At 63.0% G+C, this 23,694-nt stretch carries 20 protein-coding genes and 1 pseudogene; 13 read left to right on the forward strand and 8 right to left on the reverse strand.

Going from position 1 to position 23,694, the window contains the following annotated elements; translation table 11 throughout:
• From CKW22_RS00005 to CKW22_RS00025, 5 genes and pseudogenes are all read left to right on the forward strand, one after another.
• Positions 1-197: pseudogene (locus CKW22_RS00005) on the forward strand (hypothetical protein); the annotation flags it as partial.
• 10 nt (positions 198-207) lie between these two features.
• Complete coding sequence (locus CKW22_RS00010) at positions 208-1,167, forward strand: PDR/VanB family oxidoreductase (RefSeq protein ID WP_047580938.1); 960 nt, start codon at positions 208-210, stop codon at positions 1,165-1,167.
• A 111-nt stretch (positions 1,168-1,278) separates the two neighbouring features.
• Positions 1,279-2,523, forward strand: coding sequence for an OprD family outer membrane porin (locus CKW22_RS00015; protein ID WP_033698740.1), 1,245 nt, complete (start codon positions 1,279-1,281; stop codon positions 2,521-2,523).
• Between the two features lie 22 nt (positions 2,524-2,545).
• The gene (locus CKW22_RS00020; RefSeq protein WP_052040608.1) at positions 2,546-3,853 is read left to right on the forward strand and encodes an MFS transporter; all 1,308 of its coding nucleotides are present in this window, start codon (positions 2,546-2,548) and stop codon (positions 3,851-3,853) included.
• A 90-nt stretch (positions 3,854-3,943) separates the two neighbouring features.
• Positions 3,944-5,302: an MFS transporter gene (locus CKW22_RS00025; protein WP_033698743.1), complete on the forward strand. Its 1,359-nt coding sequence runs from the start codon at positions 3,944-3,946 to the stop codon at positions 5,300-5,302.
• Between the two features lie 412 nt (positions 5,303-5,714).
• Here the strand turns inward: CKW22_RS00025 and catA are convergent, their stop codons facing one another.
• The 3 genes from catA to CKW22_RS00040 are packed head-to-tail and all read right to left on the reverse strand — an operon-like array spanning position 5,715 to position 8,137.
• Positions 5,715-6,650: a catechol 1,2-dioxygenase gene (catA, locus tag CKW22_RS00030; protein WP_033698744.1), complete on the reverse strand. Its 936-nt coding sequence runs from the start codon at positions 6,648-6,650 to the stop codon at positions 5,715-5,717.
• A gap of 43 nt (positions 6,651-6,693) precedes the next feature.
• On the reverse strand, positions 6,694-6,984 hold the full coding sequence (catC, locus tag CKW22_RS00035) for a muconolactone Delta-isomerase (RefSeq protein ID WP_095063581.1): 291 nt from the start codon (positions 6,982-6,984) through the stop codon (positions 6,694-6,696).
• Between the two features lie 31 nt (positions 6,985-7,015).
• Entirely contained in the window at positions 7,016-8,137 is a 1,122-nt protein-coding gene (locus CKW22_RS00040; protein ID WP_033698746.1) for a muconate cycloisomerase family protein, read from the reverse strand.
• A 134-nt stretch (positions 8,138-8,271) separates the two neighbouring features.
• Between CKW22_RS00040 and CKW22_RS00045 the strand changes: the two genes are divergently transcribed.
• The 3 genes from CKW22_RS00045 to CKW22_RS00055 all read left to right on the forward strand — a co-directional run bounded on the left by CKW22_RS00045 (position 8,272) and on the right by CKW22_RS00055 (position 11,356).
• Positions 8,272-9,144 carry a LysR family transcriptional regulator gene (locus tag CKW22_RS00045; RefSeq protein WP_047580946.1) on the forward strand — a complete coding sequence of 291 codons (873 nt, stop codon included), beginning with the start codon at positions 8,272-8,274 and terminating at the stop codon, positions 9,142-9,144.
• 144 nt (positions 9,145-9,288) lie between these two features.
• On the forward strand, positions 9,289-10,056 hold the full coding sequence (locus tag CKW22_RS00050; protein WP_033698749.1) for an SDR family NAD(P)-dependent oxidoreductase: 768 nt from the start codon (positions 9,289-9,291) through the stop codon (positions 10,054-10,056).
• A 28-nt stretch (positions 10,057-10,084) separates the two neighbouring features.
• Positions 10,085-11,356: a D-arabinono-1,4-lactone oxidase gene (locus CKW22_RS00055; RefSeq protein WP_033698751.1), complete on the forward strand. Its 1,272-nt coding sequence runs from the start codon at positions 10,085-10,087 to the stop codon at positions 11,354-11,356.
• Positions 11,357-11,416: 60 nt separating this feature from the next.
• Here the strand turns inward: CKW22_RS00055 and CKW22_RS00060 are convergent, their stop codons facing one another.
• Together CKW22_RS00060 and eutH are read right to left on the reverse strand one after the other, a co-directional pair.
• A complete protein-coding gene (locus tag CKW22_RS00060; protein WP_095063582.1) occupies positions 11,417-12,217 on the reverse strand; it encodes a helix-turn-helix transcriptional regulator in 801 nt (266 codons plus the stop codon).
• Between the two features lie 116 nt (positions 12,218-12,333).
• A complete protein-coding gene (gene eutH, locus CKW22_RS00065) occupies positions 12,334-13,566 on the reverse strand; it encodes an ethanolamine utilization protein EutH (RefSeq protein WP_033698753.1) in 1,233 nt (410 codons plus the stop codon).
• Positions 13,567-13,750: 184 nt separating this feature from the next.
• Between eutH and CKW22_RS00070 the strand changes: the two genes are divergently transcribed.
• Positions 13,751-15,082, forward strand: a complete 1,332-nt coding sequence (locus tag CKW22_RS00070) for a D-serine ammonia-lyase (RefSeq protein WP_033698754.1) — start codon at positions 13,751-13,753, stop codon at positions 15,080-15,082.
• Here the strand turns inward: CKW22_RS00070 and CKW22_RS00075 are convergent.
• Both CKW22_RS00075 and CKW22_RS00080 read right to left on the reverse strand, forming a co-directional pair.
• Positions 15,079-16,476 (reverse strand): amino acid permease, encoded by a 1,398-nt coding sequence (locus CKW22_RS00075; protein WP_033698755.1) that lies wholly within the window; start codon positions 16,474-16,476, stop codon positions 15,079-15,081. The genes CKW22_RS00070 and CKW22_RS00075 overlap by 4 nt on opposite strands.
• Positions 16,477-16,558: 82 nt before the next feature.
• A complete protein-coding gene (locus CKW22_RS00080) occupies positions 16,559-17,590 on the reverse strand; it encodes a histone deacetylase family protein (RefSeq protein ID WP_095063583.1) in 1,032 nt (343 codons plus the stop codon).
• 123 nt (positions 17,591-17,713) lie between these two features.
• Between CKW22_RS00080 and CKW22_RS00085 the strand changes: the two genes are divergently transcribed.
• On the forward strand, positions 17,714-18,196 hold the full coding sequence (locus CKW22_RS00085; RefSeq protein ID WP_033698757.1) for an Lrp/AsnC family transcriptional regulator: 483 nt from the start codon (positions 17,714-17,716) through the stop codon (positions 18,194-18,196).
• 343 nt (positions 18,197-18,539) lie between these two features.
• On the opposite strand, the gene CKW22_RS00090 is transcribed toward CKW22_RS00085, so the two are convergent.
• Positions 18,540-19,451: a LysR substrate-binding domain-containing protein gene (locus CKW22_RS00090; RefSeq protein ID WP_033698758.1), complete on the reverse strand. Its 912-nt coding sequence runs from the start codon at positions 19,449-19,451 to the stop codon at positions 18,540-18,542.
• A gap of 100 nt (positions 19,452-19,551) precedes the next feature.
• On the opposite strand from CKW22_RS00090, the gene CKW22_RS00095 reads away from it, so the two are divergent.
• The 3 genes from CKW22_RS00095 to CKW22_RS00105 all read left to right on the forward strand — a co-directional run bounded on the left by CKW22_RS00095 (position 19,552) and on the right by CKW22_RS00105 (position 23,690).
• Positions 19,552-20,643, forward strand: a complete 1,092-nt coding sequence (locus CKW22_RS00095; protein WP_033698759.1) for a tartrate dehydrogenase — start codon at positions 19,552-19,554, stop codon at positions 20,641-20,643.
• 193 nt (positions 20,644-20,836) lie between these two features.
• Positions 20,837-22,435, forward strand: coding sequence for a BCCT family transporter (locus CKW22_RS00100; RefSeq protein WP_050506109.1), 1,599 nt, complete (start codon positions 20,837-20,839; stop codon positions 22,433-22,435).
• A gap of 127 nt (positions 22,436-22,562) precedes the next feature.
• Positions 22,563-23,690 (forward strand): aromatic ring-hydroxylating dioxygenase subunit alpha, encoded by a 1,128-nt coding sequence (locus CKW22_RS00105; RefSeq protein ID WP_095063584.1) that lies wholly within the window; start codon positions 22,563-22,565, stop codon positions 23,688-23,690.
• Positions 23,691-23,694: the final 4 nt, after the last annotated feature.

Consider the following 23,694-nt stretch of genomic DNA (forward strand, 5'->3'; position numbering starts at 1 on the left):
TGAGCGACGACGGCGTCAACGTCACCGTGCGCTGCGCGCAGAACGTGCGGGAATTTCGCAAAGAAAGCCTCAAGCACTACAGCGCCGACCTGACCTACACCCTGGTGCGGGCGGCGGGCGGTTTCAAAATCCACCGCAAGGTGATCAGCCTGATCAACAGCGACGATACCCTTGCCGGTATCGGCTACATCCTCTAGGGCCACCGGCATGATCGACCCACTGCTCGAAGTGATCGTGCAAGCCCGCGAGGTGCAAGCCGGCGACGTGCTGGTGCTGGAGCTGGCCGCAGTCGATGGCCAGACCCTGCCGCGTTTCGCGGCAGGTGCCCACGTCGACCTGCACCTGGCACCCGGCCTGGTCAGGCAGTACTCGCTGTGCGGCGACCCCGCGCACACCAATGTCTACCGCATTGGCGTGCTCAAGGACAGCCAGTCCCGCGGCGGCTCGGTGGCGGCGCACGAGCACCTGCTGCCCGGCACGCCGATGCGCATCAGTGCGCCGCGCAACCTGTTCCCGCTGGCCGGCGACGCCACGCGCTCGCTGTTGCTGGGCGGCGGCATCGGTATCACCCCGATGATCGCCATGGCGCATGCCCTGCATGCCCAAGGGCAGCCGTTCGAACTGCACTACCGCGGCCGCTCGCGCAGCCGCTGCGCGTTCGTCGACGAACTGCTCGCCGCACCGTTTGCCGCCAGCGTGTTCACCCACTTCAGTGACGAAGGCCCTGAGCAGCAACTGGACCTGGCCCAGGTACTCGGCCCGGCTACGCCAGGTGTGCACCTCTATACCTGTGGCCCGGCGAGCTTCATGGACTGGGTGATCGAGGGCGCACGCCAGCAAGGCTACGACGACGCGCATATCCACCACGAGTACTTCCAGGCCGAGGTCGACACCTCGGGCGGCAGCTTCGAGGTGGTGGCCGCGCGCAGCGGCAAGACCGTGCAGGTGCAGCAGGGCCAGACCCTGACCGCAGCGCTGCGCAGCGTCGGCATCAAGGTCGAGGTGTCGTGCGAGCAAGGCGTGTGTGGCACCTGCCTGTGCGACGTGCTCGAAGGCCAACCCGACCACCGTGACCACTACCTGACCGACGAGGAGAAACACGCCAACGAACAGATCGTGTTGTGTTGTTCCCGGGCGCGCGGCAAGCGCCTGGTGCTGGATATCTAGAAAAACAAAAACAAATACGTGACAGACAAGCGGGCGCAAGACCTGCAGCCCCTTCTGCCCAGTTGAACAACTGCCCAGGACTTGTACTGATCACACTTCCAGGATTACCCCATGGAACTCAAATGGCCGTTGCGTGCGAAACCGTTTTGCCTGTGTGTGGGCGCTGTATTACCCCTGACCTGCTTGGCCGACGTGGTGGATGACAGCCACCTCTCGCTCAATTTCAGAAACCTCTACCTGAACCGTAACTTCACCAACCCCAGTGCACCGGTGTCCAAGGTCGGCAACTGGTCGCAGGGCTTCGACCTGCAGTTCGAATCTGGCTACACCGATACCCCATTGGCAGTCGGCCTCGACCTCAACGGCCAGTACGCCTTGCGCCTGGACGCCACCGGCAATGATGGCTCACTACCCTACAGCCGCCATCGCCAGCAGGCCGCCGACGACTACAGCCGCGGCGGTGCGACGCTGAAGCTCAAGTACGCCAAGACCAAGGTGCTGATCGGTGACCAGAAACCCTTCTACCCAGTCGCCTCCAACGACCCCAGCCGCCAGCTCGACACCCTTTACCAGGGCGCGGTAATCGAATCACGCGACATCGACAACCTGACCCTCGTCGGCGGGCGCTTCTGGTCGATCGTCACCCGCGAGTCGTCCAACCACGAGCGCCTGTACCGCTACGGCACCCGCGACGACCAGGACAGTGATGGCCTGGACTTCGCCGGCGCCACCTATGCGCTGACCCCGGACCTGCAAGCCAGCTACTTCCATGGCGTGCTCAACGACATCTACAAGCAGGACTACGGTGGCATCAAGCACGCCCTGAAGTTTGCCGATGGTTACCAGTTGAAAACCGACGTCGGCTATTTCAACAACCGCGAAGACGGCGCCGCGCGCAGCGGCGCCGTGGATAACCGCGCCTACTTCGGCCTGGTCACCCTGGAAAAAAGCGGGCACATGCTGGGCCTCAGCTACCAGCGTATGACCGGCGACACCGTGTTCCCGACGCTCAACGGCTACGTGCCGCAGCTGTGGTTGCCGAACTGGGCAGGCCTGCCGTTCATTCGCCCGGACGAACGCAGCTGGTCGGTGCGCTACGGCTACAACTTCGCCGCCATCGGCCTGCCCGGGCTGAAGCTGTTCACCCGCTACATCAAAGGCACCGACATCGACCGCGGCCCGGGCCTTGCACGGGACCAGGAAAGCGAGCGCGACATCATGCTCAGCTATGTGGTCCAGAGCGGCCCGCTCAAGGACCTGGCCTTCGACCTCAAGAACATGCGTACCCAGCAACAGTACGGCAACGACTACAACGAGTATCGCCTGATCACTTCCTACACCTGGAAGTTCTGGTGACCGGCCCGCATGGAGATGGCTCATGAGTAACCTGAACACCAACATCACCCGTGATACCGACCCGCGCACCATGCGCCGCATCGTCATTGCCTCGGTCCTGGGCAACGCCCTGGAATGGTATGACTTCTTCCTCTATGGCACGGCGGCGGCGCTGATTTTCGCCCCGCTGTTCTTCCCCGCCGGCACCGACCCGGTGCTCGGCACCATGGCCTCGTTCGCAGGCTTCGCCGTGGGCTTTCTGGCACGCCCGCTGGGTGGCCTGATCTTCGGCCACATCGGCGACAAGGCCGGGCGCAAGAAGGCCCTGGTGATGACCCTGGCGATCATGGGTGCGGCAACCTTTGCCATGGGGTTGCTGCCCACCTTCGAGCAGGCCGGCTACCTGGCCCCCGCCTGCCTGGTCATTTTGCGCGTGCTGCAAGGCGTCGCGTCGGGCGGCGAATGGGGCGGCGGCGTGCTGCTGCTGAGCGAGAATGCGCCCAAGGACCGGGTCGGGTTCTATGCGGCCTGGAGCCAGTTGGGTGTTTCCGGCGGGTTCGTGATGTCTGCCGCAGCGTTCTACCTGGTGCAGATGCTGCCGGTCGACGACATGATGAGCTGGGGCTGGCGGGTGCCCTTCTTGGCCAGCATCCTGATCTTTGGTGTGGGCGTGTACATCCGCCGCAGCCTGCCAGAGAGCAAGGCCTTCGTCGAAGAGCAGGCCCAGCAGGACAAACCCGAGCACATGCCGGCCATGGAAGTGCTGCGCAAGCACCCCAAGGCGGTGCTGCAGGCCATGGGTATCCGCATCGCCGAGAACGGCAGTGCCTACCTGTTCCTGGCCTTCACCATCGCCTATGCCAAGTTCACCGGGCTGGATACCCAGCTGGTGCTGGCCAGCGTGATGGTGGCGATGATCGTCGAGGCCGGCACCATCGTGTTCTGGGGCTGGCTGTCGGACATCATTGGCCGGCGGGTGGTGTATGCCATCGGTTCGGTCGGCTTGATGGTGCTGGCGTTCCCGTTCTTCTGGATGCTCGATACCCACTCGCCAGTGTGGGTGTACCTGGCGGCGCTGCTGGGCATGGCCTTCTGTCACGGCGCCATGATCGGCACCCAGCCCGCGCTGATGGGTGAGCTGTTCCCGGCCAAGGTGCGTTATTCGGGGCTGGCCATGGGGCACGAGATTGCCTCGATCTTCTCGGGTGGCCTGGCGCCACTGGCGGCGACCGCACTGTTCAGCGTGTACAAGGACGCCTGGCCGGTGTCGGTGATGCTCATGGTGATGGGCGCGATTACCACCCTGGCGGTGATTTCCATCAAGCCACAGGCCGCTGCAGAAAATAACTGACGGTAGCCCCCTTGGCAGGAGCAGCCTGCTCCTGCGATGAGGCCGTCAGGCTTTCCACATCAGGGCTGTCCAAATCAGGAGCTCGCGTGCATGAACACCCTCACCCAAGCGCAACACCTCAAGCCAAGCAAAAAACGCTACGTCTACGAATGGTATGTGGTCCTGCTGTGCATGGTGGCCTACATCTTCTCGTTCGTTGACCGGCAGATCCTGGCCTTGATGATCGAACCGATCAAGGCCGACCTGCAACTGAGCGATACCCAGTTCAGCCTGCTGCACGGCCTGGCGTTCTCGCTGTTCTACGCCTTCATGGGCATGCCCATCGCCTACTTGGCCGACCGCTTCTCGCGGCCACGCATCATCGCGGTCGGGGTGATTTTCTGGAGCTTCGCCACGGCCGCCTGCGGCCTGAGCAAGAATTTCACGCAGATGTTCCTCGCCCGTATCGGCGTGGGGGTCGGCGAAGCGGCGCTGTCGCCTTCGGCCTATTCGATGTTCAGTGACCTGTTCCCCAAGGAAAAGCTCGGCCGCGCTGTGGGCATCTACTCCATCGGCTCGTTCGTTGGTGGTGGCATTGCCTTTCTGGTCGGCGGCTACGTGATTACCTTGCTCAAGGACGCACAAACCATCGAGGTGGCGTTCCTGGGCGCCATGAAGGCCTGGCAACTGGCGTTCTTCATTGTCGGCTTGCCCGGTGTGATCGTTGGCCTGCTGATCTGGCTGACGGTGCGCAACCCGGAGCGCAAGGGCGCGCAGCTGGATGCTGACGGTAACGTGCGCAAAGTGAAACTCACCGATGGCCTGCGCTTCATCGGCCGTCACCGGGCGACTTTCAGCTGCCACTACCTGGGCTTCTCGTTCTACGCCATGGCACTGTTCTGCATGATGAGCTGGACACCCGCGCTGTACATCCGCAAGTTCGGCATGAGCCCTGAGCAGGCCGGTTTCATGCTCGGCACCATCTTGCTGTTGGCCAACACCACGGGGGTGGTATTCGGCGGTTGGCTGACCGACCACCTGGCCAAGCGTGGGCGTAGCGATGCGGCCATGCGCACCGGGGTGATTGGCGCGTTGGGCATGATCGTACCGGCCGTGCTGTATTCGCAGGTGGACCAGCTGTGGCTGTCGGTGACCTTGCTGGTGCCGGCCATGTTCTTCGCCTCGTTCCCTATGCCGGCGTCCACTGCAGCCATGCAGATCCTCTCGCCGAACCAGGTACGTGCGCAGGTATCGGCGGTGTTCCTGTTGATCAGCAACCTGCTGGGCCTGGGGTTGGGGACCACGTTGGTGGCGCTGATTACCGACCGCTACTTCGGTGTGCCGGCAGCAGTCGGTTCGTCGATGTCGATCGTCAGCTTCGCCGCGTCGTTGCTGGCCATCGTGCTGCTGGCCAAAGGCTGCAAGTGCTTCCGGCAGAGCATGCAACGCGAGCATCCGGTCGGGGGCTGAGGGGTTGGCCACGTAGGCCAGCATGACCCGATAGTAGTCGGGGGCACCAGGTGCCTGGCTTGGCATTTTCAGCGCCTATCAGATCGAGCGCCGCCCGCGCGGCGCTTCGCGGGGCAAGCCCGCTCCCACATCAGTTTCGGGCCAGTTATTCCTGAGGTATTGGCGCGCGGCCCCTTGGTGCCTGTCCCGATATCGCGTCGGACAAACAAGGCGGTCGCGCGCAAATGCCACAGGCCGCATTGGCCTGAAACAAATGTGGGAGCGGGCTTGCCCCGCGAAGCGCCGCGCGGGCGGCGCTCGATAACCCACAAAAAAGCCCGGACCCTCCCCGCACGGAAAGGCCCAGGCACAAACGATAAATCCTGTAGAAACGCGCTTGCGGTCATCTCACAAGCGCACGCAACCCCTGATCTCAGCCGTCTTGCAAGGCACGCGGCCGATGGCTGCGGATTTCCGCCTCAGGCGCCTTGGCAGGCTGCAACTGGAAGTCGAACGCCAGCTCGGCAAAGCGGTCACCTTGCACGCCTCGGTCACGCGCCGTCGCTGCATCCTCGACAAAACGCAGGTCACCGATCAGCCCGTCGCGGGTGGCATAGGCGAAGTCGTCCCACAGGTACTGATCACCCGCGAAGTTGATCTGCGTGGTCAGGTGGCGATGCCCCGGCGCCGAGATGAAGAAATGCACGTGCGCCGGGCGCTGGCCATGGCGGCCGAGCAGGTTCAGGCATTCCTGGGTCGGCCCTTGTGGGTCGCAGCCATAGCCAGACGGCACGATCGAGCGGGCGCGGTAGCGGCCTTCGGCATCGGTGATGATGCGCCGGCGCAGGTTGTACTCGGACTGGCTCGAATCGAAGTACGAGTAGGTGCCCTGGGTATTGGCGTGCCACAGGTCGACGGTAGCGCCCGCCAACGGCTTGCCCTCGGTATCGAATACCTGGCCCTGGAGGAACATCACCACGCCCGGGTCGGTGCCGTCGTCCATGCGCGCTTCGCCTTGGCTGACAGGCGCACCAGCAACATACAGCGGGCCTTCGATGGTACGCGGGGTGCCGCCGGTGAGGCCGGCTTCGGCATCCTTGGCATCCTGCAGCAGGTCGATGAAGTGCTCGATACCCAAGCCCGCCGCCAACAGCCCTGCCTCATTGCGACCGCCCAAGCGGTTGAGGTAGTCCACGGCATGCCAGAACTCATCCTCGCTCACTTCCAGGTCTTCGATCAGGCGGGCAGTGTCCTGCAGCACGCGCAGGATGATCTGCTTGAAGCGCGGGTTACCCTCGGCGTGCCCAAGGCCTGCGGCCCTCTCGAAGAACGACTGGATCTCGGCAGTGTGGGAAATCTTCACGGTCATTTTGCTTACCTCGTATTGTTCTTGTCAGGTAGTCAGGGACGACTCAACGGTCGTCGCTGTGGATCGACGAAGGGTGCCGGCACAGGCCGTCCACTTCAATCTCCATGTAGGGGAACAGCGGCAGTTGCATCAGGGTATCGTGCAGGACCTCGACGCTGGGGACGTCGAACACGCTGTAGTTGGCGTAGTGCCCGGCGATGCGCCACAGGTGGCGCCAGGTGCCATCGCGTTGCAGGCGCTGGGCCAGTTCCTTTTCGTCGGCCTTGAGCTGGGCGGCCTTGGCCGGGTCCATGTCGACCGGCAGTTTCACGGTCATCTTCACGTGGAACAGCATGCGGGTTCTCCTTAGGCGTTCAGTTTCAAGATCAGCGGCGGGCGAAGCGCGCCAGGCGCTGCTCGTCCAGGGTCAGGCCAAGGCCCGGTGTGTGTGGAATGTGCAGCTGGAAGTCGTGGTACTGCGGTGGCTCGTTGACGATTTCTTCGGTCAGCAGCAGCGGCCCGAACAGCTCGGTGCCCCAGGTCAATTGGCGCAAGGTGAGGAACGCGTGGGCCGAAGCCAGGGTGCCGATCGAGCCTTCGAGCATGGTCCCGCCGTACAGGGCGATACCGGCTGCTTCGGCGATCTGCGCAGTGCGCAGCACCGCACGGGGGCCGCCGTTCTTGGCAATTTTCAGGGCGAAGATGCTGGCCGCGCCGTCGGCGGCCAAGCTGAAGGCGTCCTCGACGCTTTCGATCGATTCGTCAGCCATGATCGGTGCCGGGCTGCGCTGATTCAGGCGCACCTGACCGCCCCGGTTGATCCGCGAGATCGGCTGTTCGATCAGGTCGATGCCGTTGTCGCCCAGCACCTGGCAAGCGCGCAGGGCCTGGGACTCGTCCCAGTACTGATTGACGTCGACCCGCACGCTGGCGCTGTCGCCCAGCTCGCGCTTGATCGCCACCACGTGCTTGAGGTCCTGGTCCACCGGGTTGGCGCCGATCTTCAGCTTGAACACGCGGTGGCGGCGGATTTCCAGCATGTGCTGGGCTTCGGCGATATCGCGGGCGGTGTCGCCGCTGGCCAAGGTCCAGGCCACTTCCAGGCTGTCACGCACGCGGCCGCCCAGCAGTTCGCTGACCGGCAGGCCCAGGCGCTTGCCCTGGGCATCGAGCAAGGCACTTTCGATACCCGACTTGGCAAAGGTGTTGCCCTTGGCCAGCTTGTCCAGCTTAAGCATGGCGGCATTGATGTTGTCTGCCGGCAGGCCGATCAGGGCCGGCGCCAGGTGCGCGTCGATGTTGGCCTTGATACCCTCGGGGCTCTCGTAGCCATAGGCCAGGCCACCGATGGTGGTGGCCTCGCCGATACCTTCGACGCCGTCGCTGCAGCGCAGGCGCAAGACCACCAGGGTCTGCTGCTGCATGGTGTGCATTGCCAGCTTGTGTGGGCGGATGGTCGGCAGGTCGACGATAATGGCGTCTACACGTTCGATCAGGGCGTTGGTCATGGTCGGCAGGTCCCGTCTGGTCGGGCCGCACACTGCGGGCCCGACACTGCATTTACTTGATTAATCAAGCATTGCGCGACAACCTGCCGGCCGTCCAATATCAAATGAATCTCCCACCATACCCTGGAGGTCTGATGGAGCTGCGCCACCTTCGCTATTTCAAGGTGCTGGCCGAAACACTGAACTTCACCCGCGCCGCCGAGCTGCTGCATATCGCCCAGCCGCCGCTGAGCCGACAGATCAGCCAGCTCGAAGACCAGCTCGGCACGTTGCTGGTGGTGCGTGAGCGCCCGCTGCGCCTGACCGAGGCCGGGCGGTTTTTCTACGAGCAGACCTGCACCGTGCTGCAGCAGTTGGAGAACATCAGCGACAACACCCGCCGCATCGGCCAGGGGCAACGCCAGTGGCTGGGCATCGGCTTTGCCCCCTCGACCTTGTACACCGTGCTGCCAGAGCTGATCCGCGAGTTGCGCCAGGACAGCGAGCTGGAGCTGGGCTTGAGCGAGATGACTACGCTGCAGCAGGTCGAGGCGCTCAAGAGTGGCCGCATCGATATCGGCTTCGGCCGTATTCGTATCGATGACCCGGCCATCCTCCAGCAGGTGCTGTGCGAAGACCCACTGGTCGCGGTGTTGCCCAAGGGCCACCCGCTGACGGGCAACCCACTGACCCTCGCCCAACTGGCCAAGGAGCCCTTCATCCTCTACCCGGCCAACCCCCGGCCCAGCTACGCCGACCATGTGCTGGCACTGTTCGCCCATCACGGCATGACCCTGAAGATCAGCCAATGGGCCAACGAACTGCAGACCGCCATCGGCCTGGTCGCGGTCGGGCTCGGCGTTACCCTGGTGCCGTCTTCTGTGCAACAGCAGCACCGCACCGACATCGCGTATGTCGGCTTGCTCGACAGTAGTGCCGTCAGCCCGATCATTCTCAGCCGTCGCAAGGGCGATGTGAGCCCGATCGTGCAGCGCTGCCTGGCGTTGATTGCCCAACAGACCCCCTGACCTGCCCCGTATACCCTTCGGTATATGGATGTTCCCGTTGAAGTGTTTCATGCTCCGACACGCGATCGCACAGTGCCGAGGCATCACAAACACTCAATAGAAAACCATTGCTGCGCCGGCTTCCGGCGCAGCGCGGAGTCGAACATGACGGGACGTCTCAATGGCAAGGTCGCGCTGATTACAGGCGGCGCGGGAGGGTGCGGGTTGGCCGCATCGCAACTGTTCGCGGCAGAGGGGGCGCGGGTCGGTATCGTCGACTTGCCGGGCAGCAAAGGCGCCGAGGTGGCTCGGCAATTGCGCGATGCCGGCCATCACGTGCTGTTCGCACCCGCCGATGTGTCCGACGCGCAGCAGGTCAAAGCCGCAGTCGCGGCCGTGGAACAAGCGTTCGGGCCAATCACCGTGTTGCTCAACCACGCCGGCATCCTGGCCGCCGTGCCCTTCCTTGAAACCAGCGAAGAAGAGTGGGACCGGATCATGGCCGTGAACGTGAAAAGCATGTTCCTGGTCACCAAGGCGGTATTGCCGGGCATGCTCTCGGCGGGCGGTGGCAGCATCGTCTGCACGTCGTCGATTTCGGCGGTGGTGGGCACGCCCATGGAGGTGCTGTATTGCACCAGCAAAGGCGCCACGCACATGTTCGCCAGGGCCATCGCCGTGGAGTTCCGCGACCGCGGCATCCGTGCCAATGCGATCTGCCCGGGCTTCATCGCCACCGACCACGGCCTGCGCGAAATCGACATGCTGCGCAAGCACGGGGTGGATGTCAGCGAACACGCGATCGCCGCCGCCCAGGGGCGCTTGTGCCAACCCTCGGAGGTGGCCACCGCGGCCTTGTTCCTGGCCAGCGACGATGCCAGTTTCGTCAACGGCACCCACCTGTTTGCCGACAACGGCTACACCGCCATCTGATCACAATAATAATGGGCAGGAGAGCAACGTGAGCACCTCATCGAACAACATGCACATCAACGAGTTCGGGCTCGACCAGGCGCACTGGCGCAACTGGGCGGGCAACCAGTCGTGTATCCGCGCGGCACGTGGCGCCCCCTCCAGCGAAGACGAGCTGTGCACCCTGGTCAGCCAGGCGAGCGCCAATGGCATGAACGTGCGCGTGGCGGGTTCCGGGCATTCGTTTACCCCGGTGGCGCTGACCAACGGCCTGCATCTGTCGCTGGGCAACATGAGCGGTGTGCGCCACATCGACCTTGAGCAAAAACGCGTTACCGCAGCCGCCGGCACCACCATCAACGCCTTCGGCAAGGCGCTGCGGGCGGCCGGCCTGTCGATGGTCAACCAGGGCGACATCGACAGCCAGTCGATCGCCGGCGCCCTGACCACGGGCACCCACGGCACCGGCCTGACCTTGGGCAACCTGGCTTCGTCGATCGTTGGCCTGAAGCTGGTTCAACCCAACGGCGAGATCATCGTGGTGGATGAAAGTACGCCCGACCTGCTGCAGGCGAGCCGAGTATCGCTGGGCGTGCTGGGGATCGTGTCGGAACTGACCTTGCAGGTGACCGACAGCTTCAACCTGCACGAACGCATCTGGCGTGAAGACTTCGAAAGCGTGATGGACAAGCACGATGAACTGGCGCGCACGCACCGCCACTTCAGCTTCTTCTGGTGCCCCTACGAGCAGAGCCGGCACTGCTACTGCCTGCCGGACACGGCGGTAACCTCCACCAGTGGGCGCACCACCGATGTGTGCGAGGTGAAAGTCATGGACATCACCGACCGCCCGGCCTGGGAAAGCGAATTCGAGAAAGTCGCCTACAGCTCGGACGTGTACCCGATCGAGTACCTGCCCAACTTCCATGAACTGGAATATGCCGTGCCCCTCCGGCACAGCAAGGAAGCCTTGCGGGCCGTGCGCAAGCTGATGCTCGAGGACTTCCCCGAGGCGATCTACCCCATCGAGTACCGCTTCACCGCCGGCGACGGCGCCTGGATGAGCCCGTTCTTCGAGCAAGACAGCGTGACCATTTCGGTGTCTGGCCAGCCGGGCACCGACTACTGGGACTACCTGCGTGCGGTCGACCAGATCCTGCGCGCATACGGCGCTCGGCCGCACTGGGGCAAGCTGCACTTTCTGACCGGTGACGACGTCAGTGCCCTCTACCCCCGTGCCCAGGATTTTCGCAACCTGCGCCGCCAGCTCGACCCCCAGGGTATCTACCTGAGCGAGCACCTCAGCCCGCTGTTCAAGTAAGCCGCAACGGCTTGGCACAACGCCCGAGGCAGCCCCTCGGGCGTTGTGCGTTTCAGGCGTTCAGGCCTTGGCCAGGTAATCGATGAACAGGCGAAACAGTTCGGCGTTGGTGGAGATCTCCAGCCGCTGGTAGATATTGTGCTTGTGCACTTTCACCGTGCCATCCGAGATGTTCAGTTGCCTGGCAATCGAAGCATTGCTGTGCCCCTGCAACAGCAACTTGGCGATGTAGCGCTGGGTCTCGGTCAACTGCCCCTGCAAAATCTCGACAAAGGCATCTTCCAGCACCCCGCCCTCGGCAGGCGCATCGCGCAGGTAATCGGCATAGCGCAGCCGACAATGCTGGCCCAACACCGAGGCCAGCACGGGCGCCATGGCAGCCAGCACCTGCATGTCGTCTTCGCTGAAGCTGCCACTGCTGAGGTTGCGCATCAGCGAGTAGACGACGGCCACCTGAGGCCGCAGCGCAATGATGAACCCCACCTCCTCCACCGAGGTGCCGTAGTCGGACGACACGCACGGGTGGATGTCCTTGGAGATGGAAAAGCCTGAAGCATAGAAACTGTCGGGCGCCAGCTCGCTCATGCGCCAGAGCCCGCCTGGGTGCTCGTTGACGCAGGCGACATAGAACGGGTCGAGCAGGTAGCCGCCCCGCACGTAGGCGTTCAGGGTGCGCTCGGACACCGAATCGTTGTAGCCGTTATGCACCAGCAGCGCATGCTGGTTGAACTTGAACAGATAACCACAGCTCATCTCGAATGCCAGTTTTGCCCGTAAGAGCGCATCGATGGCCGGCCCCAAAGCGTCCGTGCCGATCGCATCGATCACCGCCGCCAGCCTGTTCGCTTCTTCCAATGTCATCACTCACCCCGCTGTCGTGCACACAAGCCCCTGGGCAACTTACCGCCCTGCACCGCAAAAAGCACAAAATCCGGGGCGCCCTGGGCGCTCCGGATCATGTCGGCGACGTTTTTCGGTCAGGACGGTTCGGCGGCTACCTTGTAGGCACTGGCGGCATCGTCCTCGCGCCCCATCTCCACAGCCTTGGGTACAGCCAGCCAACTGGCGAGCAGCATGGCGAACAGACCACCGCTGAGCTTGCCGATGATCAGCGGCAGAATCAGCGAGGGCTGGAAGTTGGCGGAGAAGGCCATGTGGTCGCCGAAGGTGAAGGCGGCGCACACCGAGAAGGCGATCACCAGCACCTTGTCCTTGGGCGGCATCTCGCTCACCAGCCTGAACATGGCCAGAATGTTGGCCGAGGCGGCAAGCACCCCGGCGGCGCCGACCCCGGACATGCCGAACCGCGAGGCGACCCGCTCGATGGGCCGTGCCAGAAAGCGCTTGAGCAGGTGCACCATCGGGAACGCCCCACACAGCATCAGGCCAACGTAGCCGGCAATTTCCAGCGCGCGGAACTGGTCGTCGGCATCAGCGATGATCGGGGCGAAGCCCCAACTACCGAACACAGCGCTGAAAAAACCGGTGAAGTACTGAACGATGGAGGCCACCAGCACCAGCACCACACCGATATACATGAACTGACCGAGCTTGAGGAACAGGTACACCATCAGCGTCGGGAAGTAGCGCAGCGCGGCGGCCAGCACGATACAGAACAGAATCAACGGCATCAGGTTGCGCACCAGCATCGGCCAGGTGAAATGCAGCGCCTGGGTGGCCGCGCCGGTGGTGGCGATGTCCGGCCGAACATCCAGGCCGAGCAGTTGCATGGTCATGGCGATTACCATGATGCTGACGGGAATGGTCAACAAGCCGGCCATGATCCCCAAGGCCATGTACTTGTGGTCGACCTTGCGCAGCATGGCCAGCCCCACCGGGATCACGAAGATGATCGTCGAACCGGACTGGAAGCCGGTGATCAGGCCGAGGATCCAGCCTTCCGGGCTTTGCGCCAGGGCCTTGGCCAACTGGTAGCCGCCCATGTCAGAGGCGATGAAGATCGGCCCGGCAATCCCTGGGTCGGCGCCCAACGCCAGGAACAGCGGCGCGATGAGCTGGCTGATGCCTGCGGATATGTACGGGATTGCCGCCATGATGCCAGCCACGGGGATGAAGATCGGGCCAATGCTGTGCAGGCCGGCGATGAATTCCTGGCCCAGTTCACCCTCCGGGTTGTAGATGGATGCCACGGCGCCCAGTACCGCGCACACCATGATGACGTAGATGACATAGGTGCCGATGTTTTCCATTTGCCGCCTCATTCTTGTAAGCGTTATAGGGTTGGCAGGACTGAAAGACACGGGGGCGTAATTGTTTTTATCGCGCATGCAAGGTGCGCCCCGTCGACGGTTAAGCTATTCGGCAGGCAGCGGGCTGTCCATATACCGGGAGGTATATGCAGCGCCCAGACAGCAACACCACAGGAGCAATGGAATGATTCACGGCAAAACGCTAGACGCCTGGTACGCCTCCCACCCCTTGGTCGAGGACCTGGTGGCACTGCGCGAAACCTGCTGGTTCAACCCTGGCATCGCGCCAACCGCAGAGGCGTTGGAAGACGTCGGCCTGACTGCCGCCGACGTGCACGCAGCCAGTGCCCGGCTGCTGCGCTTCGCTCCGTACCTGGCCACGGTGTTCCCAGACACCGCCGCCTCTGGCGGCATCATCGAATCACCGATTCGCCCGCTGCCAACCCTGCAGCACGCCTTGCAGCAAGCAGCCGGCCTTGCGCCCAGCGGCTCACTCTGGCTCAAGGCCGACAGCGAGCTACCCATCTCTGGCTCGATCAAGGCCCGCGGCGGCATCCACGAAGTGCTCAAGCATGCCGAAGACCTGGCGCTGGCGGCCGGCCTGATCACCCTGCACAGCGATTACCGGGTACTGGCCAGCGACCCAGCCCGGCAGTTCTTCAGCCAGTACAAAGTGGCCGTCGGCTCCACCGGCAACCTGGGCCTGTCGATCGGCATCATGAGTGCCCGGCTGGGCTTCCAGGCCACGGTGCACATGTCTTCCGATGCGCGGCAGTGGAAAAAGGACAAGCTGCGCGCCAACGGCGTGAACGTGATCGAGTACCCGTCCGACTACAGCGTTGCGGTGGAGCAAGGCCGCCAGCAGGCCGCAGCAGACCCTGCGTGCTACTTCGTCGATGACGAAAACTCGCCGCACCTGTTCCTCGGTTATGCCGTGGCAGCCGAACGCTTGCTGGGCCAATTCAACGCCGCCGGTATCAAGGTCGACGCCGAACACCCGCTGTTCGTCTACCTGCCCTGCGGCGTGGGCGGCGGGCCTGGCGGAGTGGCGTTTGGCTTGAAGCTGGTGTTTGGCGACCATGTGCACTGCCTCTTCGCCGAGCCGACCCATTCGCCCTGCATGTTCCTTGGCGTTTACACCGGCCTGCATGACCAGACCAGCGTGCAGGACTTCGGCATCGACAACGTCACCGCCGCCGACGGCCTGGCGGTGGGCCGCCCTTCCGGTTTCGTCGGCAAGGCCATGCAACGCTTGCTGGATGGCTACTACACGGTAACGGACGAGCGTCTGTACCAACTGTTGGTACTGGCCCATGACCTGGAGCAGGTACGGCTGGAGCCCTCGGCGCTGGCCGGCATGCCCGGCATGCTGCAGGTGCTGCAAGCGCCGCAGTACCTGGCGCGCAGGGGGCTGACGGCGCAACGCATGGCCAACGCCACGCACCTGGTGTGGGGCACCGGTGGCAGCATGGTGCCGGATGAGGAGTATGCCGCCTACCTGGCCAAGGGGCGTTAAGCCGTGCGCCGGCGATAGGCCAGCAGCAGGAAGACGAACCACAACGGCATCACGCACAGCGCCATCCGCGTATCCGGCTCCAGGGCCAGCAACACCAGCACGAAGCCGAGGAAAACCAGCGACGTGACGGCCATGGGTACGCCACCTGGCAGCTTGAACGTCGACGCCTGGTGCGCGGCCGGGTTGCGTTTGCGGTAGGCAAGGTACGCGGCAAGAATCATCGACCAGGTGAAGATCACCAGGATCGCCGAGATGGTCGAGATCAGCGTGAACACCGTCATCACCTCGGGGATGATGAACAGCAAGGTCAACCCGGTCAGCATGCACACCCCGGAGAACAGCAAGCTGTACACCGGCACGCTGAGTGCCGAAAGCCTGGCGAAGATGGCCGGTGCGTTACGCCGCTCGGCGAGGCCGAAGAGCATCCGGCACCCGGAATAGACGCCGCTGTTGGCTGAGGACGCCGCCGAGGTCAGCACCACGAAATTGAGCATGCCGGCGGCAGCCGGGAAGCCGGCCAGCAGGAACAGCTCGACGAAGGGGCTGCGGTTGGCCGGTACTTCTGCCCACGAAACCACGCTGATGATGCACACCAGTGCCAGGATGTAGAACAGCAGGATGCGCAAGGGAATGGTGTTGATGGCCTTGGGCAGCGAGCGGTGCGGGTTCTTTGCCTCGGCCGCAGTGGTACCGATCAGCTCGGTGCCGGCGAAGGAAAACACGGCAATCTGGAACCCTGCAAAAAAGCCGCTGATGCCATGGGGCAGCACCGCGCCTGGCGCCACCACATTGGCAAGCGAGGCGACCACCCCATTGGGTGATACATAGGCGGTGGCGATCATTACGGCTGCAGTGATGATCAGCAGGACGATGGCGACAATTTTGATGATCCCGAACCAGAACTCCACTTCGCCGAAGATTCGCACCGCCAGCATGTTCAGGCCCAGCAGCACGAACAGGGTGAGGAACGCCGGTATCCAGGCGGGCACGTCCGCATACCAGTACTGGAAGAACCCGGCCACGACCACCACATCACCGACCACCGCCACACTCCAGCTCAACCAGTACGACCAGCTCAGCACGAAGCCTGCGCGCGGCCCCAGGTAATGGGCGACGATGTCGGCGAAAGATTTGAAACGCAGGTCGGATAACAGCAGTTCGCCCATCGCCCGCATGACGAAGAACACGAAGAAACCCAGGATGGCGTAGACCAGCAGGATGGAGGTGCCGGACAGCGCGATGACCTTGCCCGACCCCATGAACAAGCCGGTGCCGATGGCGCCACCGATAGAAATCAACTGGATGTGGCGGTTTTCCAGCGTGCGTTTCAGGTGCCCGTCACGGGGCGAATCTGCAGGTTTGCTTTGCTCAAGGCTTGCGGACATGTCTTGCATGAGCGACCTCTTTTTATTGTTGGAATGGGTGCCAGGGGCAAGGCCCGCACAGGCCTTGCCCCGGTGCTATTTGCACGTGCTATCAACAGGCGCTTTCGAAACCTTGCAGGGTGTTGACGGCATTGATGCCGATTTCGTCGACCATGTAGCCGCCCTCCATCACGAACAGCGTCGGGATACCCGCACGGGCGATCTCGGCGCCCAGGCGCAGGAAGTCTTCGCTGGTGAGCTTGAAGTGGCTGATCGGGTCGTCCTCGAAGGTATCGACGCCAAGGGATACGACGAGAAAGTCGGGCTGGTGCGCGACAACGCGCTTGAGCGCCTCCTGCAAGGCCTGCCGATACTGCGCCCAGGCGGTGCCCTTGTTCAGCGGGTAGTTGGCAGTGAAGCCCTCGCCCGCCCCCGAGCCCTGTTCGTGGGCATAGCCGGAGAAGTACGGGTAGCAGGAGTGCGGGTCACCGTGGATCGACGCGAAGAACACATCGGGGCGGTCGTAGAAAATGTTCTGCGTGCCGTTGCCGTGGTGAAAGTCCACGTCCAGCACGGCCACCCGCTGCGCGCCCTGGCTCAGGCAGCGTTCGGCGGCAATGGCGGCATTGTTGAGGTAGCAGTAGCCGCCCATGTACTCACGGGCCGCATGGTGCCCGGGTGGGCGACACAAGGCGAAGGCGCTGTGCGCGCCATCGATGACCCGTTGCATGCCGGTCAGGGCCACGTTGGCGCTGCTGCGCACGGCCTCCCAGGTGCCGCCGGTAATCGGCGCGCCGGCGTCCATGGCGTAGAAGCCCAGCTTGCCGTCGATGAAGCCCGGTTCTCGGTCGATGGCCAGGTCGCGCACCGGCCATACCAGCGGTAGCGCATCATGGGTCTTGCCGGTGGCCGTCCATTCTGCCCAGGCATTTTCCAGAAAGCTCACGTAGCGCTCGCTGTGCGCCGCGACGTAGCAGGCACGGTCGAAGGCCTGCTCGGCGATGACATCGCCCAGGCCCGTGGCCTGGACACGAGCCAGCACCGTGTCGGCACGCTGGGGGTTTTCGAATGAGGGTGTGATTGCCCCGTCCTTGAGCTCGGAGCCATGGTGCAAGCGATGATTTTGGCTAAAGACTGTCAGCACGCGAATGTCCTTTTTCAAGGTGTTATCGGATAACCAATTTTCGCGAGAGAGCAGTGAAAATGCTTTGCTTTATGCTCAGGCAAACCGGATGCTTGAGCAAAATATTCAGCCGGTAGCCACAAGATGAGCAAAGCTTTTGCTTACGAAGAACTGGACGAGGTAGACCGCGAGCTGCTGCGCTTGCTGCAGGAGGACGGCACCTTGTCCAGCGCCGCCCTGGGCGAGCGCTTGTCGATGACCGTCACGCCCTGCTGGCGCCGGCGCAAGCGCCTGGAGGAGTTGGGGCTGATCAAGGACTACCAGGCCAACCTGGACCGCAAGAAACTGGGGTATGACGTCATGGCGTTTGCCCAGGTGCGCTTTGGCAACCATTCGGCCGAAGCGCCTGATGACTTCGAGCAGGTGATCTTGAAGCTGCCGCAGGTGTTGTCGTGCCACAAGGTGACGGGTGAGGCTGACTATGTGCTGACGGTGCTGGCGACCGACCTGGAGAGCTATGGGCGCTTTGTCGAGGAAGTGTTGCGTCGGCAACCGGGCATTGCTTCGATTCAGTCGAGCTTGGCCTTGCGGGAAATCAAGGCGGTTAGCCGGGTGCCTGTCAGGTAAGGGCGATGGGGGGGCGGGTGCATGCCTTGGTTCTTACAGCGCCTGGGAGATCGAGCGCCGCCCGCGCGGCGCTTCGCGGGGCAAGTCGGATCGCCGCACCGCCGCTCCCACATCTGTTTCGGGCCAATGAGGCCTGCGGCATTTGCGCGCGACCGCCTTGTTTGTACGACGCGATATTGAGGCGGGCACCAAGGGGCCGCGCGCCAATGCCTCAGGAATAATTGGCCCGAAACAGATGTGGGAGCGGCGGTGCGGCGATCCGACTTGCCCCGCGAAGCGCCGCGCGGGCGGCGCTCGATCTCCCAGGCGCTGCAAGAACCAAGGCATGCCCCACCCCCACCCCCTACTCCGGCAAGCTATACCGCTCGGCAAAATACCGACGGAAGAACTCAACCGCCACCCGCACCTTGGCCGAGCTTGCCAGTGGCGAGGTGTACACGGCCCAGATATCCGCCGGCTGGTGATAGTCCGCCAACACCTGCACCAGCCGCCCATCCAGCAAGCTGTCGTGCACATCCCACCAGGACCGCAGCAAGATCCCGCGCCCATCCAGGCACCACTGGTGGGCCACCTCGCCGTGGTTGCTCGACAAGCCCCCGGTCACCCGCACGCTCTCTTCGCCATCAGGGCCCTCCAGCTGCCAGATACCAAACGGGTGGTCACGTTCCTTGATCACCAGGCAGTCATGGCTGCCCAGGTCGGCCAGCACTTTCGGCGTGCCGTGGCGCGCCAGGTATCCCGGCGCGGCACAGAGTACCCGGCGGTTCCTGGCCAGGCGCTTGGCGATCAGGTTGGGCGCAATGGTATTGCCCACGCGGATGTCCAGGTCGACCCCCTCTTCGATCAAGTCCACCAGGCGGTCATGCACATCCAGGCGAATATCCAGACGTGGGTAGCGCTCGGCCAGCTCCGACAAGGCCGGCGCCACAAACCGCCGACCCAGGCCCAAACTGCTGGCAATGCGCAGTTGCCCTGCCGGTTCGCGGTGCTGGGCGCTGATGTCATCCCCCATGCGCTGCACCGCATCGAAAATCTGCAGCGCCCACTGGTACACCCGCTCGCCCTCCTCGCTGACCGTCACCCGCCGGGTGGTGCGGTGCAACAAGCGCACCTCGAGGTTTTGCTCAAGCAGGCGAATGCGTTTGCTGATGTACGCCGCCGACATGCCCAACTCGTCGGCCACCGCAGCAAAGCTGGCGCGTTTGGCCACCAGGAGGAAGATATTGAGGTCGTCGAGGTTTGGCAGATTATTCACACTTCGTGTTCCAAGAATCCATGAATGGCTAGATTATCTCCGATTCAAGGCCTTATAGCATGGCCCGCACCTGTTCCCTAGACAACGAGTGCGCCCCCCCATGAGCAAGACATTCAGAATTGCAGCAATCCCTGGCGATGGCATCGGCATCGAAGTACTGCCAGAAGGTATCCGCGTGGTCGAGGCTGCCGCCCGCAAGCATGGCCTGGACATCAGTTTCGAATTCTTCGAGTGGGCCAGCTGCGATTACTACCTGGCCCACGGCAAGATGATGCCGGACGACTGGTTCGAGCAGCTGAAGGGCTTCGACGCCCTCTACTTCGGCGCGGTCGGCTGGCCAGACAAGGTACCGGACCACATTTCCCTGTGGGGTTCGCTGCTCAAGTTCCGCCGTGACTTCGACCAGTACGTGAACATTCGCCCGGTGCGCCTGTTCCCGGGCGTACCCTGCCCGCTGGCAGGCCGCGAGCCCGGTGACATCGACTTCGTGGTGATCCGCGAGAACACCGAAGGCGAATACTCGTCCCTGGGCGGGCGCATGTTCGAAGGCACCGAAAACGAGTTCGTGCTGCAGGAATCGGTGTTCACCCGCCGCGGTGTCGACCGCATTCTCAAGTACGCATTCGATGTCGCGCAAACCCGCGAGCGCAAGCACGTTACCTCGGCGACCAAGTCCAACGGCATGGCCGTGAGCATGCCGTACTGGGACGAGCGCACGGCGGCCATGGCTGCCAATTATCCGGAAATCAGCTGGGACAAGCAGCACATTGATATCCTCTGCGCCCGCTTCGTCCTGCAACCGGACCGCTTCGACGTGGTAGTGGCCTCGAACCTGTTCGGCGACATCCTGTCCGACCTCGGCCCGGCCTGCGCCGGCACCATCGGCATCGCCCCGTCGGCCAACCTCAACCCCGAGCGCAAGTTCCCGTCCCTGTTCGAACCGGTACACGGCTCGGCACCGGACATCTTCGGCAAGAACATCGCCAACCCGATCGCGATGATCTGGTCCGGTGCGCTGATGCTCGAGTTCCTCGGCAACGACGGCGCCGACCCGCGCTACCGTGCGGCCCACGATGACATCCTCACGGCCATCGAACAGGTCATTGCCGCCGGTGACACCACCCGCGACATGGGCGGGCAGAAGTCCACCCAGGAAGTCGGCCGGGCCATCACGGCCTTGATCGAAGCCTGACCCGGCCGGGCCGATTAGCACACGTGTCTGACAATCGGCCCTTCCCCTCTTGCGAGCGGCGCGGATTAAATGCAAAATCTGTTAACCATTAGATGTACGTTAACCTTTAGTTAACAACCAAGGAAGGAGTGGTACTGCAACACCCCGGAAGCCTGCCGGGTATAACAAGTACGCCAACGTCCAGGAGACGATGATGTCGCACAAGAATAAAAAGATTGATGTGTTCCTGATTACCATGAGCCTGATCGCCGTGCTGCTCACGGTGCTGGGCCTTGCAATGTTCCCCGCCGAAGCCGAACACGCGGCCAACCAGCTGTTCGAACTGTCCACCCGTACCTTTGGCACCAGTGTCCAGGTGCTGGTGTTCGGTAGCACCCTGGCCGTGCTGTACCTGGCCTTCAGCAAGTACGGCAATATCCGCCTGGGCAGTGGCAAACCCGAGTACGCCACCGCGACCTGGGTGTTCATGTTCATCTGCGCCGGCATGGGTTCCTCGACCCTGTACTGGGGCGTGATGGAATGGGCCTACTACTACCAGACTCCCGGCCTCAACATCGCCGCAGCTACCCCCAAGGCGCTCGAGTACAGCATTGGCTATTCGTTCTTCCACTGGGGCGTCAGCGCCTGGTCGATCTATGCCCTGGCCTCGCTGGCCATGGCTTATCACTTCCACGTGCGCAAGAAGAGCGGCCTGAACCTGGCCTCGATCATCGAAGCGGTGACCGGTTTCAAGGCGACCGGCCCCGTTGGCCGCAGTGTCGACCTGATCTTCCTGCTGACCATGATGGGCGCCCTGACGGTATCGCTGGCACTTACCGCCTCGACCTTGACCCGCGGCCTGCATGACCTCACCGGCACCCCCGACACCTTCACCGTGCAATTGCTGGTGATCGGTGCCGTCGCGGTGATGTTCTCGCTCAGCTCCTACATCGGTATCGATGGCGGCCTGCAGCGCCTGAGCAAGATGGTGTGCATCGGCGCGCTGGTATTTGCCGCCGTCATCCTGCTGGTTGGCCCGACGCAGTTCACCATCAACAATACGGCCAACTCGATTGGCCTGATGATCCAGAACTACGTGCACATGAGCCTGTTCACCGACCCGGCCGGCGACGGTGCCTTCACCCGCAACTGGACGGTGTTCTACTGGCTCTGGTGGGTGTCGTACGCACCGGGCGTGGCGATGTTCGTGACCCGCGTGTCGCGCGGCCGGCAGATCAAGGAAGTGGTGATGGCCCTGCTGATGGGCGGCAGCTTCGGTTGCTGGTTCTTCTTCGGCGCGCTGGAAAGCTACAGCATGCACCAGTTCATCACCGGTGCCATCGACGTGCCGAAAATGCTCAGTGAACAAGGCGGCGAATCGGCGGTGACACACCTGTTGCTGGCCTTGCCATGGGGCCAGGTGTTCCTGGGTGTGTACCTGTTCATCATGGCGATCTTCTGCGCCTCGCACATGGACGCCGCCGCGTATGCGGTAGCGGCCACCAGCACCCGCAACCTGCGCGAAGGCGATGACCCGACACCGACCCATCGCCTGTTCTGGTGCGTGGTGCTGACCCTGGTGCCACTGGCCATGCTGTTCGCCAAGGCATCGCTGTCGACCATGAAAACCGCGGTGGTACTGACGGCGATCCCGTTCATGGTGATTCTGCTGGTGAAGATCTACGGCTTCTTCAAGTGGATGTTCGAAGACTACGGCCAGGTCTCGGCCTACCGCATCGAGGAAGAGGCAGCGCGCCTGGCCGGTGAAACACCTGCCGAGCATGCCCCGCGCAGTGCCGCCGCCGTGCATTGAAACGAGTGAACTGAACTGGCCTGTGTGGGGCGGCCTCGCCCCACGACGGCAAATTTTTTTGCCCGGCTTGTTAACCAATAGATACGTGTTAACCAATAACTATAAACCGAGCTTGTGAGATCCCGTCATGAATGACTTCAAACGCCTGCCCGCCGATTTCTGTGCGAACGCCGAAGAGGCGTTCACTATCCCTGCCAGCTTCTACACCCAGGCCTCGGTTTTCGAGCACGAGAAGGAAGCCATCTTCGCGCGCAGCTGGATCTGTGTCGGCCACCGCAGCGAAGTGGCGCAGAACAATGCCTACATCACCCGCGAAGTGATTGGCGAGAGCATCATCGTGGTGCGCGGTCGTGACAGCGTGCTGCGCGCGTTCTATAACGTCTGCCCGCACCGCGGCCACCAGTTGCTCAGCGGCAGCGGCAAGGCCAAGAACGTCATCACCTGCCCGTACCACGCCTGGACCTTCAAGCTCGACGGCGAGCTTGCCCACGCCCGTAACTGCGACAACGTGGTGAACTTCGACAAAGAGAACTCCACCCTGGTGCCGCTGCGCGTCGAAGAATACGCAGGCTTCATCTTCATCAACATGGACATGGACATGGACGCAGGCTCGGTCGAAGACCAGTTGCCGGGCCTGCAAGCGCGCATGCGTGAAGCCTGTGGCGTGATCGACGACCTGCACCTGGCCGCACGTTTCGTCAGCGACACCCCGGCCAACTGGAAGTCGATCGTCGACAACTACCTTGAGTGCTACCACTGCGCCCCTGCCCACCCCGGCTTCTCCGATTCGGTAGACGTCGGCCAGTACAGCCACAGCATGCATGGTAACTGGACCCTGCAGTACGGCCTGGCAAAACCGTCGGAGCAGTCGTTCACCTTCGATGAAAGCGTGAAAGACCCGTCCTTCGCCGGCTTCTGGGCCTGGCCGTGCACCATGTTCAACGTGCCGCCAGGAGCCAACTTCATGACCGTGATCTACGAGTTCCCGGTGGATGCGGAAACGACCCTGCAGCACTACGACATCTACTTCCTCAACACGGACATCACCGAGGAGCAACAGAAGCTGATCGACTGGTACCGCGAAGTGTTTCGCCCAGAAGACCTGCGCCTGGTCGAAAGCGTGCAGAAGGGCCTGAAATCCCGCGGCTACCGTGGCCAGGGCCGGATCATGGCCGACCGCGAGCGCAGCGGCATGAGCGAGCACGGCATTGCCCACTTCCACAACCTGATCGCCGTGGCCCACCTCGACGATTGATCGC

The organism is Pseudomonas sp. Irchel s3f19 (genome assembly GCF_900187555.1).
Taxonomy (GTDB): Bacteria; Pseudomonadota; Gammaproteobacteria; order Pseudomonadales; family Pseudomonadaceae; genus Aquipseudomonas; species Aquipseudomonas capeferrum.